Consider the following 13,103-nt stretch of genomic DNA (forward strand, 5'->3'; position numbering starts at 1 on the left):
GGCGACCCGCGGCGAGCGCCGGGATCACCAGCGGTAGTGCGCGAACGCCCGGTTGGACTCGGCCATCTTGTGCATGTCCTCGCGACGCTTGACTGCAGCGCCCAGGCCGTTGGAGGCGTCGAGGATCTCGTTCATGAGGCGCTCGGTCATGGTCTTCTCGCGACGAGCGCGCGAGAAGTCCGTCAGCCAACGCAGGGCCAGCGTCGTGGAGCGCACGGGGCGGACCTCGATGGGGACCTGGTAGGTCGCACCACCGACGCGGCGGGACTTGACCTCGATGGCGGGACGCACGTTGTCCAGCGCGCGCTTGAGCACGACGACCGGGTCGGACTGCGTCTTCTCACGGACGCCCTCGAGGGCGCCGTAGACGATGGCCTCGGCGACGGTCTTCTTGCCGTCGAGGAGGACCTTGTTGATGAGCTGCGTGACCACCGGCGAGCCGTAGACGGGGTCGACGATCAGCGGCCGCTTCGGAGCGGGACCCTTGCGAGGCATCTGTCTCAGCCCTTCTTCGCGCCGTAGCGGGAACGTGCCTGCTTGCGGTTCTTGACACCCTGGGTGTCGAGCGCGCCGCGCACGATCTTGTAACGGACACCGGGGAGGTCCTTCACACGACCGCCGCGCACGAGCACGATGGAGTGCTCCTGCAGGTTGTGGCCGACGCCCGGGATGTACGCCGTGACCTCGATGCCCGAGGACAGGCGCACGCGCGCCACCTTGCGCAGCGCCGAGTTCGGCTTCTTCGGGGTGGTCGTGTAGACACGGGTGCACACACCGCGTCGCTGGGGGGAGCCCTTGAGGGCAGGCGTCTTCGACTTGTTCGTCTTCGCCTGCCGGCCCTTGCGGACCAGCTGCTGGATCGTAGGCACTACGTCTCCGTCTGTCGGTGTTCTCTGGTCTGACCGGCACCCGTCACCCTGGACGGCCGGCTCGGCCCGGATCGTCGCCCGTCGCGCGACTACCCCGGAGGTCTCGAGTCCCGAACCGACCCCCGCGCCCGGGCGTGTCGCCCGCGCCCTCTGCACGGCGACCATCCCGCGAGGGACCGTTCCGGTAGAGGTGGGGGGACCACCCGGTGCATCTCGGCCGCACCCCCTCAGGAGGTGGTTCACCGAATGCACGCGCAAGGGCCCGACGGCGCGGGCACGGTGTCCTACGCTACCTTCCGCCGGAGGAGGCGTCAAAGGCCGTGGTGCAGAGGGTGCCGTGCATCCGGGGAGCCGCACCCGTCCCGGGTCAGGCGGCCGCCGCCACCGGCGACCGCCCGCGCCGCCGCCCGGTCACTCGGCGGGCAGCACCCACGCCTCGCCGGACTCCTCGACCACGTCGTCACCCGTGCCCTCGACCTGGACCTCGACGAGCTCGAAGCTCCGCCCCTTGACCTCACCGGGCCGCCCGATGATCAGGTCGACCGCGTCATCGAAGTCCTTCCCGTCCGACGCGATCAGGGAGATGCTGTCCTCGCCGAAGTTGGCGGCCGTGAGCGTCAGGCCGTCCACCTCGACGGGCTCCCCCGCCTTGAGGTGCACAGCGCCCTCGGGCACGTCGGGCTCCTGCGCGCCGCAGGCTGCGAGCAGCGCGACCACTGCGACCACCAGAGCGGCCCGGACCGCTCGTCCACCTCGTCCCATCAGCGGGCCCCGTTCGTCTCGTTGCGGCTCGATGTGCGCTGCACGTCACGTGCAGACCGCGCCCGATGCTAGCCGCTCCGGGCGAGCGCGCCGACAGGGCGCCCGCCCGACGTCAGTCGTCGACGGGCAGCACCCACGCGTAGCTGCGCGACCCTCCCGGCGGCGCGTCGCTCGTGTCCTCGTAGATCGACACCAGCTCGAAGGTGTGGCCCTTGATCGTCACACGCTCACCGACCTCGACGCCCGCGTTGTCCGCCGGGCCGTCTCCGTCGGCGACCACGAGCACGGCCGAGTCGTCCCAGATGTTGCTGGCGACCAGGCGCACGTCCCCGACGGAGGCCGGCTGGTTCTCCCGCAGCTCGACGGCGCCCTCAGGGCGCTCAGGCGCGTCGTCACATCCTGCCAGCGCGAGAACCGCCGCCAGCCCGACGGCCGAGAGCACGGTCGTGGATCGTCGTGCCGGCATCCGCTCAGGCCGCCGACTCCGCGACGATCCACGCGACGGACCGATCGCCACCCGGCACGTCGTCGTCGCCGACGTCGACCGACACGGCCACGAGCCGGAAGGCGAATCCGAGCGCCTCCGCGTGGGAACCGACGTCGACCGTGGCGGTCTCCGCTTCCTCACCGATCCGGACAAGGATCTTCGCGCTGTCCTCGCGGATGTGGTACGCCGTCACCACGGTCCCGTCCACGGACACGGGCTGGTTCGCGACGAGCCGGACGGCATCCTCGGGCACGTCGGGGCCCTCCTGTCCGCCACACCCGGCGACCATCAGCGCGATCGCGGCCGCCAGTGCCGCGCGGCCCACCTGTCGGCGCCTCATCGTGTCGCCTCACTCACGTAGACGCCGGAGAAGTACTGCTCGTACTCAGCGTAGGTCACGGTCACGTGCGGCAGGCTCCACGACCACGGATTGACGAACGTCAACGTCCCCGCCTCGGCGTCGGCAGCGGCCAGGACGTACGCGTGCTGGCCGACGAGCCCGCCCTGTTCGGCGGGCCGGTCGAAGATGTCCGGCAGGTCGCCGCGGTCGGCGGGCGTGCCGACGGCGACCAGACCGCCGCCGTCGAGGACGCGGGCGAGGTCCTGCGGCGCGACCTGGCCCGCGTCGACCCGCGCCATCTGCGCCGGCGTCCCGGTCAGCAGCTCGAAGGCCACCGACGGGTGGTTGTACTCGAGCGCCGCGTAGTCGTTCTCCCAGTGCACGGCGAGGGCCTTCTCCATGACCAACGGCCACAGCTCGTGGGCGAGGGTCCGGTTGTCGTCGAGCAGCCGCGGGCCGGCGTGGCTGAACGCGGTCGAGCCGTCCGGCATGAGCACCATCTCCGGCGTGACGGTGACGTGGACCGGCTCGCCGTCCTCGAAGAGCCGCACGGTGTACGAGCCGTTCGGGTTGCGGGTGATCGCCTCCTCGATGAGCGTCGGGTCCGCCTGGGCCACCGCCATGAGCCCGACCTGGAACCAGCAGTCCCCCAACGCCCCCTGCATGACGTCCGACGGCGCCACGCCGTCGATCACCAGGTCGTGCGGGACCTCGCCGTACCGACCGCTGTTGGCGGGGCTCGCCGGGCTCTCGCGTGCGCCGTCCCCACCCACGCCGTGGAAGCTCGGCTGCAGTTCCTCAGTGTGCTGCGCGAGCCGGTCCAGGGTCTCCTTCGACGCCCGTGACGCCAGCAGCTCCCACAGCTCGCGGCGCTCCTCCCGCGACCACCCGCCGAGCAGCCAGCCGTCCTCCATCTGGCTGACCCAGCGTTTGAGCTCCTCGTCGTCCATCGAGGCGATGAGCGCGTCGATCTCACGACCGTTGAGGTCCTCGACGGCCTCGCGCGCGTCCTCGAGGTCACCCGCGCGAACGCCGAAGAACCCGCCCTCGAGCGCGTCGCGCACCTCCGCGAGAGCGTCCGCGACCCGCTCGGGGTCCGCCTCCTCGCGATCGTCCGCGGCGTTGACGTAGTCGGGGGACGACGTGTCGTCCTGCTCCTGCCCGTCGCCCGCCGGCGCCTCGCCCGACCGACCGGGAGCGCCGGCGGTCAGCCCGTCACCGTCCTGGCCGTCGTAGGTCGTGGGGACGTCCTCGTCACCGCAGTCGCCCGCCTGGGAGAAGGCGGACCGGATGTCGCACAGGGCCGCCGTCACGTGCTGCGCCACAGCCGCCGACCGCACCCCCGTGATCACGGCGACGACGAGGAGCGCCGCCACCACGACGACGCCGAGGTACTCCAACGTCCCGGCGCCGCGCTCGTCCCTGACGCGTCTCGCTCGTCGATCGGTCACGGGCCGAATCCTGTCCGCACCTGCCCGTCGTTCCCAGGGCCCGGCGACCCACGGTTGGGCCCAGACCTCCGGCCCCGGGACGCCCGAGGGGCCCGTCGGCGAACCGACGGGCCCCTCGGGGTCGTGCTGGGAGAGGACTGACCTCAGCGGTAGTCGCCGAAGTCGATGTCCTCGAGCGGGATCGCCTCGCTGGAGCCCAGACCGAGCGCCGGGAAGTCGATCTCGTCGTAGCCGAACGCCGGGTACAGCTCGGCCTTGGCCTCCTCGGTCGCCTCCACCGCCACGTTCCGGTACCGGGGCAGGCCCGTGCCGGCGGGGATGAGCTTGCCGAGGATGACGTTCTCCTTCAGACCCAGCAGCGGGTCCGAACGGCTCGACATCGCGGCCTCGGTGAGCACCTTCGTCGTCTCCTGGAAGGAGGCCGCCGAGAGCCACGAGTCCGTCGCGAGCGACGCCTTCGTGATGCCCATGAGCTCGGGACGACCCGAGGCCGGCTGACCGCCCTCGGAGACCGCCTTGCGGTTGAAGTCCTCGAAGCGACCGCGCTCGGCCAGCTCGCCCGGCAGGAGGCCGGTCTCACCGGAGTCGAGCACCGTCACGCGCCGCAGCATCTGCCGCACGATGACCTCGATGTGCTTGTCGTGGATGTCCACGCCCTGGGAGCGGTAGACCTCCTGGACCTCGTCCACCAGGTGCTTCTGCGTGGCACGCGGGCCGAGGATGCGCAGCACCTTCTTCGGGTCGACGGCGCCCACGACCAGCTGGGTCCCGACCGACACGTGGTCGCCGTCCTGGACCAGCAGACGCGACCGCTTGGTGATCGCGTACCGGATCTCCTCCGAGCCGTCGTCCGGGGTCAGGACGAGCGCACGCGCGCGGTCCGTCTCCTCGATCGTGATCCGGCCCGAGAACTCCGCGATGTGCGCCTCACCCTTGGGGGTGCGCGCCTCGAAGAGCTCCTGGACACGGGGCAGACCCTGCGTGATGTCGTCCGCCGAGGCCACACCACCGGTGTGGAACGTGCGCATCGTCAGCTGCGTGCCGGGCTCACCGATCGACTGGGCCGCGATGATGCCGACGGCCTCGCCGATGTCGACGAGCTTGCCGGTGGCCAGCGAGCGGCCGTAGCACTTGGCGCACGTACCGACGCGGGACTCGCAGGTGAGCACCGAGCGGATCTTGAGCTCGGTCACGCCCGTCTCGAGCAGCCGGTCGAGCAGGACGTCGCCGACGTCGTCGCCCGAGCGCCCGATGACCTCGCCCTCCACCTCGATGTCGGTCGCGAGCGTCCGCGAGTACACGGACGTCTCGACCTTGTCGTGGCGGCGCAGCTTGCCGTCCGCACCCTCCACGCCGATCGGCATGGTGAGGCCGCGCTCGGTGCCGCAGTCGTCCTCACGGACGATGACGTCCTGCGAGACGTCCACCAGACGACGCGTGAGGTAGCCCGAGTCGGCGGTCCGCAGAGCGGTGTCCGCCAGACCCTTGCGGGCGCCGTGCGTCGCGATGAAGTACTCGAGGACGGACAGGCCCTCGCGGTAGTTCGCCTTGATCGGGCGAGGGATGATCTCGCCCTTCGGGTTGGCGACGAGGCCACGCATGCCCGCGATCTGGCGGACCTGCATCCAGTTGCCTCGCGCACCCGAGCCGACCATGCGGAACACGGTGTTGCGGGGCGGGAAGTTGGCCTGCATGGCCTTGGCGACCTTGTCGGTGGCGTTCGTCCAGATCTCGATGAGCTCCTGACGACGCTCGTCGTCGGTGATGAGGCCCTTCTCGTACTGGCCCTGCACCTTCGCCGCGCGCGCCTCGTGCTCGTCGAGGATGTCCTGCTTCTCGGCAGGCGTCGCGACGTCGGAGATCGCGATCGTCACGCCCGAGCGGGTGGCCCAGCGGAAGCCGGCCTCCTTCAGGGCGTCGAGCGACGCGGCGACCTCGACCTTCGGGTACCGCTCGGCCAGGTCGTTGACGATGACCGACAGCCGCTTCTTGTCGACGACACCGTTCTCGTACGGGTAGTCGACGGGCAGCAGCTCGTTGAACAGCGCGCGGCCCAGCGTGGTCTCGAACAGGAGCGTCTGCCCCGGCTCCCAGCCCTCGGGCGCCTGCTCCTCGGAGAGGACCAGGTCGTCGAACCGGATCTTCACGACCGCGTTGAGGTCGAGCGAGCCCTGGTCGAACGCCATGATCGCCTCGGCCACCGAGCTGAACGCACGGCCCTGCCCCAGCGGGTCCTCCTTGTCGGAGGTCAGGTGGAACAGTCCGATGATCATGTCCTGCGAGGGCATGGTCACCGGGCGGCCGTCGGACGGCTTGAGGATGTTGTTGCTCGAGAGCATGAGGATGCGGGCCTCGGCCTGCGCCTCCGCGCTCAGGGGCAGGTGGACGGCCATCTGGTCGCCGTCGAAGTCCGCGTTGAACGCGGCGCAGACGAGCGGGTGCAGGTGGATCGCCTTGCCCTCGACGAGCTGCGGCTCGAACGCCTGGATGCCGAGACGGTGCAGCGTGGGTGCACGGTTCAGCAGCACCGGGTGCTCGGTGATGACCTCCTCGAGCACGTCCCACACGACCGGGCGCGCGCGCTCGACCATGCGCTTGGCCGACTTGATGTTCTGCGCGTGGTTGAGGTCCACCAGGCGCTTCATCACGAACGGCTTGAACAGCTCGAGCGCCATCTGCTTGGGCAGACCGCACTGGTGCAGCTTGAGCTGCGGGCCGACGACGATGACCGAACGGCCCGAGTAGTCGACGCGCTTGCCGAGCAGGTTCTGGCGGAACCGGCCCTGCTTGCCCTTGAGCATGTCGGAGATCGACTTCAGCGGACGGTTGCCGGGGCCCGTGACGGGGCGACCGCGGCGGCCGTTGTCGAACAGCGAGTCCACGGCCTCCTGGAGCATCCGCTTCTCGTTGTTGACGATGATCTCCGGCGCGCCCAGGTCCAGGAGCCGCTTGAGGCGGTTGTTCCGGTTGATGACGCGGCGGTACAGGTCGTTCAGGTCCGAGGTGGCGAAGCGGCCACCGTCGAGCTGGACCATCGGGCGCAGGTCCGGCGGGATGACCGGGACCGCGTCGAGGACCATGCCCGTCGGCGAGTTGTTCGTCGTGAGGAACGCGTTGACCACCTTGAGCCGCTTGAGCGCGCGCGTCTTGCGCTGGCCCTTGCCGTTCTTGATGGTGTCGCGCAGCGACTCGGACTCCGCCTCGAGGTCGAACGCCTCGAGGCGCTTCTGGATCGCCGCGGCGCCCATCGAGCCCTCGAAGTAGTTGCCGTACCGGTCCTGCAGGGCGCGGTACAGCATCTCGTCGCCCTCGAGGTCCGCGACCTTGAGGTTCTTGAACCGGTCCCAGACCTGCTCGAGACGGTCGAGCTCGGCGTCCGCACGCTTGCGGATCTGCGCCATCTCGCGCTCGGCGGAGTCACGGACCTTGCGGCGCGCGTCGGCCTTGGCACCCTCGGCCTCGAGCTCGGCCAGGTCGGCCTCGAGCTTCTGGGCGCGGGTGTTGATGTCGTTGTCGCGGCGGTCCGAGATCTCCTTCTTCTCCAGGTCGATCTCGTTCTGGAGGTTGGGGAGGTCCTCCTGGCGACCGTCCACGTCGACCCACGTGATCATGTAGGCCGCGAAGTAGATGACCTTCTCCAGGTCCTTCGGCGCCAGGTCGAGCAGGTAGCCCAGTCGGGACGGCACACCCTTGAAGAACCAGATGTGCGTGACGGGCGCGGCGAGCTCGATGTGGCCCATGCGCTCACGGCGCACCTTCGAGCGCGTCACCTCGACGCCGCAGCGCTCGCAGATGATGCCCTTGAAGCGCACGCGCTTGTACTTGCCGCAGTAGCACTCCCAGTCCCGGGTGGGGCCGAAGATCTTCTCGCAGAAGAGCCCGTCCTTCTCCGGCTTCAGGGTGCGGTAGTTGATGGTCTCGGGCTTCTTCACCTCGCCGTGCGACCAGGCACGGATGTCGTCGGCCGTGGCCAGGCCGATGCGCAGCTCGTCGAAGACGTTGACGTCGAGCAAGGGGGTCCTACTTCCTTCGCTTGCCGGTTTCGAGAACCAGCGGAACGGAAATCGTGCTGAGGGGTGCGGGCACCCGGTCCGGCATCACGTGTGTGTGCAGCCGGACCGGGGCTCGACGTCAGATCTCTTCGACGCTGCTGGCGTTCGGGCGCCGCGACAGGTCGATGCCGAGCTCTTCCGCAGCGCGGTAGACCTCGTCGTCGTTCTCCTTCATGTCGATCGAGACGCCGTCCGAGGACAGCACCTCGACGTTCAGGCAGAGCGACTGCATCTCCTTGAGCAGCACCTTGAACGACTCAGGGATGCCGGAGTCCGGGATGTTCTCGCCCTTGACGATGGCCTCGTAGACCTTGACGCGGCCCGGGACGTCGTCGGACTTGATGGTGAGCAGCTCCTGCAGCGTGTAGGCGGCGCCGTACGCCTCGAGGGCCCACACCTCCATCTCGCCGAACCGCTGGCCACCGAACTGCGCCTTACCACCCAGCGGCTGCTGCGTGATCATCGAGTACGGGCCGGTGGACCGGGCGTGGATCTTGTCGTCCACGAGGTGGTGGAGCTTGAGGATGTACATGTAGCCGACCGACACGGGCTCGGGGAACGGCTCCCCGGAACGGCCGTCGAACAGCCGCGCCTTGCCGTCGCCCTTGACCATGCGCTCGCCGTCCCGGTTGGGCAGCGTCGAGCTGAGCAGACCGGTGAGGGTCTGCTCCGGCACGCCGTCGAACACCGGGGTGGCGACGGGGTTGCCGGGCTTCGAGCTCGCGACGGCGTCGGGGACACCCTCGCGCCAGGTGGCCTCGCCCTCGGCGAGCTGGATGTCCCAGCCCTGCTTCGCGACCCAGCCCAGGTGCGTCTCGAGCACCTGACCGACGTTCATGCGTCCCGGGACGCCGAGCGGGTTGAGCACCACGTCGACCGCCGTGCCGTCCTCGAGGAACGGCATGTCCTCGACCGGCAGGATCTTCGAGATGACGCCCTTGTTGCCGTGACGGCCGGCGAGCTTGTCGCCGTCCGTGATCTTGCGGCGCTGCGCGATGTACACGCGGACCAGCTCGTTGACGCCGGCGGGGAGCTCGTCGCCGTCGTCGCGGCTGAACGTGCGCACCTCGATGACCGTGCCCGACTCACCGTGGGGCACCTTGAGCGACGTGTCGCGGACCTCGCGCGCCTTCTCACCGAAGATCGCACGGAGCAGACGCTCCTCCGGGGTCAGCTCGGTCTCACCCTTGGGCGTGACCTTGCCGACCAGGATGTCGCCCGCCGCGACCTCGGCACCGATGCGGATGATGCCGCGCTCGTCGAGGTCGCCCAGGACCTCCTCGGAGACGTTCGGGATGTCCCGCGTGATCTCCTCCGGGCCGAGCTTGGTGTCGCGCGCGTCGACCTCGTGCTCCTCGATGTGGATCGAGGACAGGACGTCGTCCTGCACGAGGCGCTGCGACAGGATGATCGCGTCCTCGTAGTTGTGGCCCTCCCACGACATGAACGCGACCAGCAGGTTGCGTCCGAGCGCGAGCTCGCCGTCGTCCGTCGCCGGGCCGTCGGCCAGCACCGAGCCGGGCTCGACGCGGGCGCCGTGCTCGACCAGCACGCGCTGGTTGTAGCAGGTGCCCTGGTTGGAGCGACGGAACTTCGCGATGCGGTACGTCGACGTGGTCGCGTCGTCGTTGGCGACGACGACCAGGTCGGCGGACACCTCGGTGACCACGCCGGGCTTGGTGGCCACGACCACGTCACCCGCGTCGACGGCCGCACGACGCTCCATGCCGGTACCGACCAGCGGAGCCTCGGAGCGGACCAGCGGCACGGCCTGGCGCTGCATGTTGGCGCCCATGAGGGCGCGGTTGGCGTCGTCGTGCTCGAGGAACGGGATGAGCGCGGTCGCGACCGAGACCATCTGGCGCGGCGAGACGTCCATGTAGTCGACGCTCGACGGCGGCACCAGGTCGGGCTCCCCGCCCTTGGTGCGCACGAGGATGGCGTCCTCGACGAACGAGCCGTCGTCGGTCAGCGGCGCGTTCGCCTGGGCGATGATGTGCCGGTCCTCGTCGTCGGCGGTCAGGTAGTCGACCTCGTCGGACACCTTGCCGTCCTTGACCCGGCGGTACGGGGTCTCGACGAACCCGAACGGGTTGATGCGGCCGTACGTCGCGAGCGAGCCGATGAGGCCGATGTTCGGGCCCTCAGGGGTCTCGATCGGGCACATGCGGCCGTAGTGCGAGGTGTGGACGTCACGGACCTCCATGCCGGCGCGGTCGCGGGACAGACCACCCGGGCCGAGGGCCGACAGACGCCGCTTGTGCGTCAGGCCCGCGAGCGGGTTGTTCTGGTCCATGAACTGCGACAGCTGGCTCGTCCCGAAGAACTCCTTGATGGAGGCCACGACGGGGCGGATGTTGATGAGGGTCTGCGGCGTGATCGCCTCGACGTCCTGCGTCGTCATGCGCTCGCGCACGACGCGCTCCATCCGGGACAGGCCGGTGCGGACCTGGTTCTGGATGAGCTCGCCGACCGCGCGGATGCGACGGTTGCCGAAGTGGTCGATGTCGTCGGGCTCGACGCGGATCTCGATCGACTCCCCGCCGCGCGTGCCGGGCAGCGTGGGCTTGTCGATGTGGAGGGCCGCGAGGTACTTGATCGTCGCGACGACGTCCGAGAGCGTGAGGACCGAGTCCGACAGCGGCGCGTCCTGGCCGAGCTTCTTGTTCAGCTTGTAGCGGCCGACCTTCGCCAGGTCGTAGCGCTTGGAGTTGAAGTAGAAGTTCTCGAGCAGCGCGCGGCCGGCCTCGACGGTCGGCGGCTCGCCCGGACGGATCTTGCGGTACAGGTCGAGCAGCGCCTCGTCCTGCGTCTGGACGTGGTCCTTCTCGAGCGTGTCGATGACCGCGGGGTACTCGGCGAACTCCTCGCGGATCTCGCTCTCGGTCATGCCGAGCGCCTTGAGCAGCACGGTCGCGTTCTGCTTGCGCTTGCGGTCGACGCGGACGCCGACGTTGTCGCGCTTGTCGATCTCGAACTCGAGCCACGCACCGCGGCTCGGGATGATCTTGGCCGTGAGGACGTCCTTGTCGGACGTCTTGTCGGCCGTGCGCTCGAAGTACACGCCCGGGGAGCGGACGAGCTGCGAGACGACGACACGCTCGGTGCCGTTGATGATGAAGGTGCCGCGCTCGGTCATCAGGGGGAAGTCACCCATGAAGACGGTCTGCGACTTGATCTCGCCGGTCGTGTAGTTGACGAACTCCGCCGTGACGAACAGGGGCGCGGCGAAGGTGAAGTCCTTCTCCTTGCACTCCTCGGCCGTGTACTTGGGCGGCTCGAACCGGTGCTCGCGGAAGGAGAGGGACATGGTCCCGCCGAAGTCCTCGATCGGGGAGATCTCCTCGAAGATCTCCTCGAGGCCCGCGGTCTCCGGCACGTCGTTGCGACCGACCTCGAGCGCGGCGGCCACGCGGGCCTGCCAGCGCTCGTTGCCCAGCAGCCAGTCGAAGCTCTCGGTCTGCAGGCCGAGCAGATCGGGGACCTCGAGCGGCTCGTGGATCTTGGCGAACGAGATGCGACGGGATGCGGTGCGGTTCGCGATGGCGTCGGCGGACGGTGCATGAGGGATGCGCGAGGCAGCCAAGAGGGGTCCTTCCCTGCGGATCGTGGCACGCTGCGCCGCCTGGCATGGCGCAATCCCCCGCCACGACACGAGGTTCGACGCGCACGTACGTCAGAACCGGGGTCGGGATATCTGAGATCGCGGGCACAGGCCAGCGCAAAGCGCTAGCATACCCGCACGGGCGTGCCAAGTAAACCCCCGCGGGTCTGCTCGTAGCGGCAACGTCACCGCCCGCCCGACCCACAGGCTACGCACGCACCTCCGTCGGAGGTCCGTCCTCGTGCTCGGCATCCTCACCGACCCGCACATGGTGGCACACCCGCCCGCGACCGTGAACCCGGACGGCGCGTCGGATGCCGTCCGCGCGCGTCGCGGTCGGCCTGCGACCCCGTCGACGACCTCGTGCGGTCGAACCTGTTCGACGACGACGAAGCCCGCACCCTCGCGGGGTGCGGGCTTCGTCGTGCGTGGCTGGCCCCGGCGGGCGCCCGACTCGCGTCAGACGGCCGACCGGGCCCGGATCACTTGAGGGTGATCGTCGCGCCGGCGCCCTCGAGGGCAGCCTTGGCCTTCTCGGCCGTCTCCTTGTTGACACCCTCCAGGACCGGCTTCGGCGCGCCGTCGACGAGGTCCTTGGCCTCCTTCAGGCCGAGGCTCGTGAGCGTGCGCACCTCCTTGATGACCTGGATCTTCTTGTCACCGGCGGCCTCGAGAACGACGTCGAACGAGTCCTTCTCCTCCTCGACCTCGGCCTCGGCGCCACCGCCGGCCGGGCCGGCGACCGCGACGGCGGCCGGGGCTGCAGCGGTGACCTCGAAGGTCTCCTCGAACGCCTTCACGAACTCGGACAGCTCGATGAGCGTGAGGTCCTTGAACGCGTCGATGAGCTCGTCGGTGGTGAGCTTCGCCATGGTGGCGGTTCCTTCCGTTCGGACCCGCCGTCCGGTGGTCGGGCGGCGGGAGATGCTGGGCTTGCTACGAGAGCGTGCGGCCGGAGCGTCGGGCTCAGGCTGCGGCGTCGGACTCCTCGCGCTTGACGCGCAGGGCCTCGACGGTGCGCACGGCCTGCGAGGCAGGAGCCGTGAACAGGTACGCGGCCTGGTAGAGCTTGGCCTTCATCGCGCCGGCCGCCTTGGCCAGCAGGACCTCGCGGGACTCGAGGTCCGCGAGCTTGGTGATGTCCGCAGCGGTCACGGGGCGGCCGTCGAGGACGCCCGCCTTGATGACCAGTGCGGGGTTCGCCTTGGCGAAGTCACGCAGTCCCTTGGCCGCCTCGACCGGGTCCCCGGTGACGAAGGCGATCGCCGACGGGCCCTCGAGCGCGTCGTCGAGGCCGTCGAAGCCGGCTTCCTTGGCCGCGATCGCGGTCAGCGTGTTCTTCACCACGGCGTAGTTCGCGTTGCCGCTGAGCGCCTTGCGCAGGGTCTTGAGCTGCGCGACGGTGAGCCCGCGGTACTCGGTCAGCACGGCCGCGTTCGAGCCGCGGAAGCGCTCCGTCAGCTCCGCGACAGCTGCAGCCTTGTCCGGCCTCGCCATGGCATTCCTTCCGGTGGTGGTGCCACCGGGCGTCTTTCCGT

At 69.6% G+C, this 13,103-nt stretch carries 10 protein-coding genes; all 10 read right to left on the reverse strand.

What is annotated here, in order from left to right:
* Window positions 1–24 precede the first annotated feature (24 nt).
* The 10 genes from rpsG to rplJ all read right to left on the reverse strand — a co-directional run bounded on the left by rpsG (window position 25) and on the right by rplJ (window position 13,062).
* On the reverse strand, window positions 25–495 hold the full coding sequence (rpsG, locus tag NP048_RS13455; RefSeq protein ID WP_227576138.1) for a 30S ribosomal protein S7: 471 nt from the start codon (window positions 493–495) through the stop codon (window positions 25–27).
* A 5-nt stretch (window positions 496–500) separates the two neighbouring features.
* Window positions 501–869 carry a 30S ribosomal protein S12 gene (gene rpsL, locus NP048_RS13460; RefSeq protein ID WP_013117883.1) on the reverse strand — a complete coding sequence of 123 codons (369 nt, stop codon included), beginning with the start codon at window positions 867–869 and terminating at the stop codon, window positions 501–503.
* A 411-nt stretch (window positions 870–1,280) separates the two neighbouring features.
* The gene (locus tag NP048_RS13465; protein ID WP_227576139.1) at window positions 1,281–1,631 is read right to left on the reverse strand and encodes a hypothetical protein; all 351 of its coding nucleotides are present in this window, start codon (window positions 1,629–1,631) and stop codon (window positions 1,281–1,283) included.
* A 112-nt stretch (window positions 1,632–1,743) separates the two neighbouring features.
* Complete coding sequence (locus NP048_RS13470) at window positions 1,744–2,097, reverse strand: hypothetical protein (RefSeq protein ID WP_227576140.1); 354 nt, start codon at window positions 2,095–2,097, stop codon at window positions 1,744–1,746.
* A 4-nt stretch (window positions 2,098–2,101) separates the two neighbouring features.
* Window positions 2,102–2,458 (reverse strand): hypothetical protein, encoded by a 357-nt coding sequence (locus NP048_RS13475; RefSeq protein WP_227576141.1) that lies wholly within the window; start codon window positions 2,456–2,458, stop codon window positions 2,102–2,104.
* A complete protein-coding gene (locus NP048_RS13480; RefSeq protein WP_227576142.1) occupies window positions 2,455–3,909 on the reverse strand; it encodes a C2 family cysteine protease in 1,455 nt (484 codons plus the stop codon). The genes NP048_RS13475 and NP048_RS13480 overlap by 4 nt, the downstream gene beginning before the upstream one ends.
* Before the next feature lie 143 nt (window positions 3,910–4,052).
* The gene (locus NP048_RS13485) at window positions 4,053–7,922 is read right to left on the reverse strand and encodes a DNA-directed RNA polymerase subunit beta' (protein ID WP_227576143.1); all 3,870 of its coding nucleotides are present in this window, start codon (window positions 7,920–7,922) and stop codon (window positions 4,053–4,055) included.
* A 118-nt stretch (window positions 7,923–8,040) separates the two neighbouring features.
* The gene (gene rpoB / locus NP048_RS13490) at window positions 8,041–11,547 is read right to left on the reverse strand and encodes a DNA-directed RNA polymerase subunit beta (RefSeq protein ID WP_227576144.1); all 3,507 of its coding nucleotides are present in this window, start codon (window positions 11,545–11,547) and stop codon (window positions 8,041–8,043) included.
* 500 nt (window positions 11,548–12,047) lie between these two features.
* Entirely contained in the window at window positions 12,048–12,437 is a 390-nt protein-coding gene (rplL, locus tag NP048_RS13495; protein WP_227576145.1) for a 50S ribosomal protein L7/L12, read from the reverse strand.
* Between the two features lie 94 nt (window positions 12,438–12,531).
* On the reverse strand, window positions 12,532–13,062 hold the full coding sequence (gene rplJ / locus NP048_RS13500; RefSeq protein ID WP_227576146.1) for a 50S ribosomal protein L10: 531 nt from the start codon (window positions 13,060–13,062) through the stop codon (window positions 12,532–12,534).
* Between the last annotated feature and the right edge of the window lie 41 nt (window positions 13,063–13,103).

The sequence above is a fragment of the Cellulomonas xiejunii genome (assembly GCF_024508315.1).
Lineage (GTDB): Bacteria > Actinomycetota > Actinomycetes > Actinomycetales > Cellulomonadaceae > Cellulomonas > Cellulomonas xiejunii.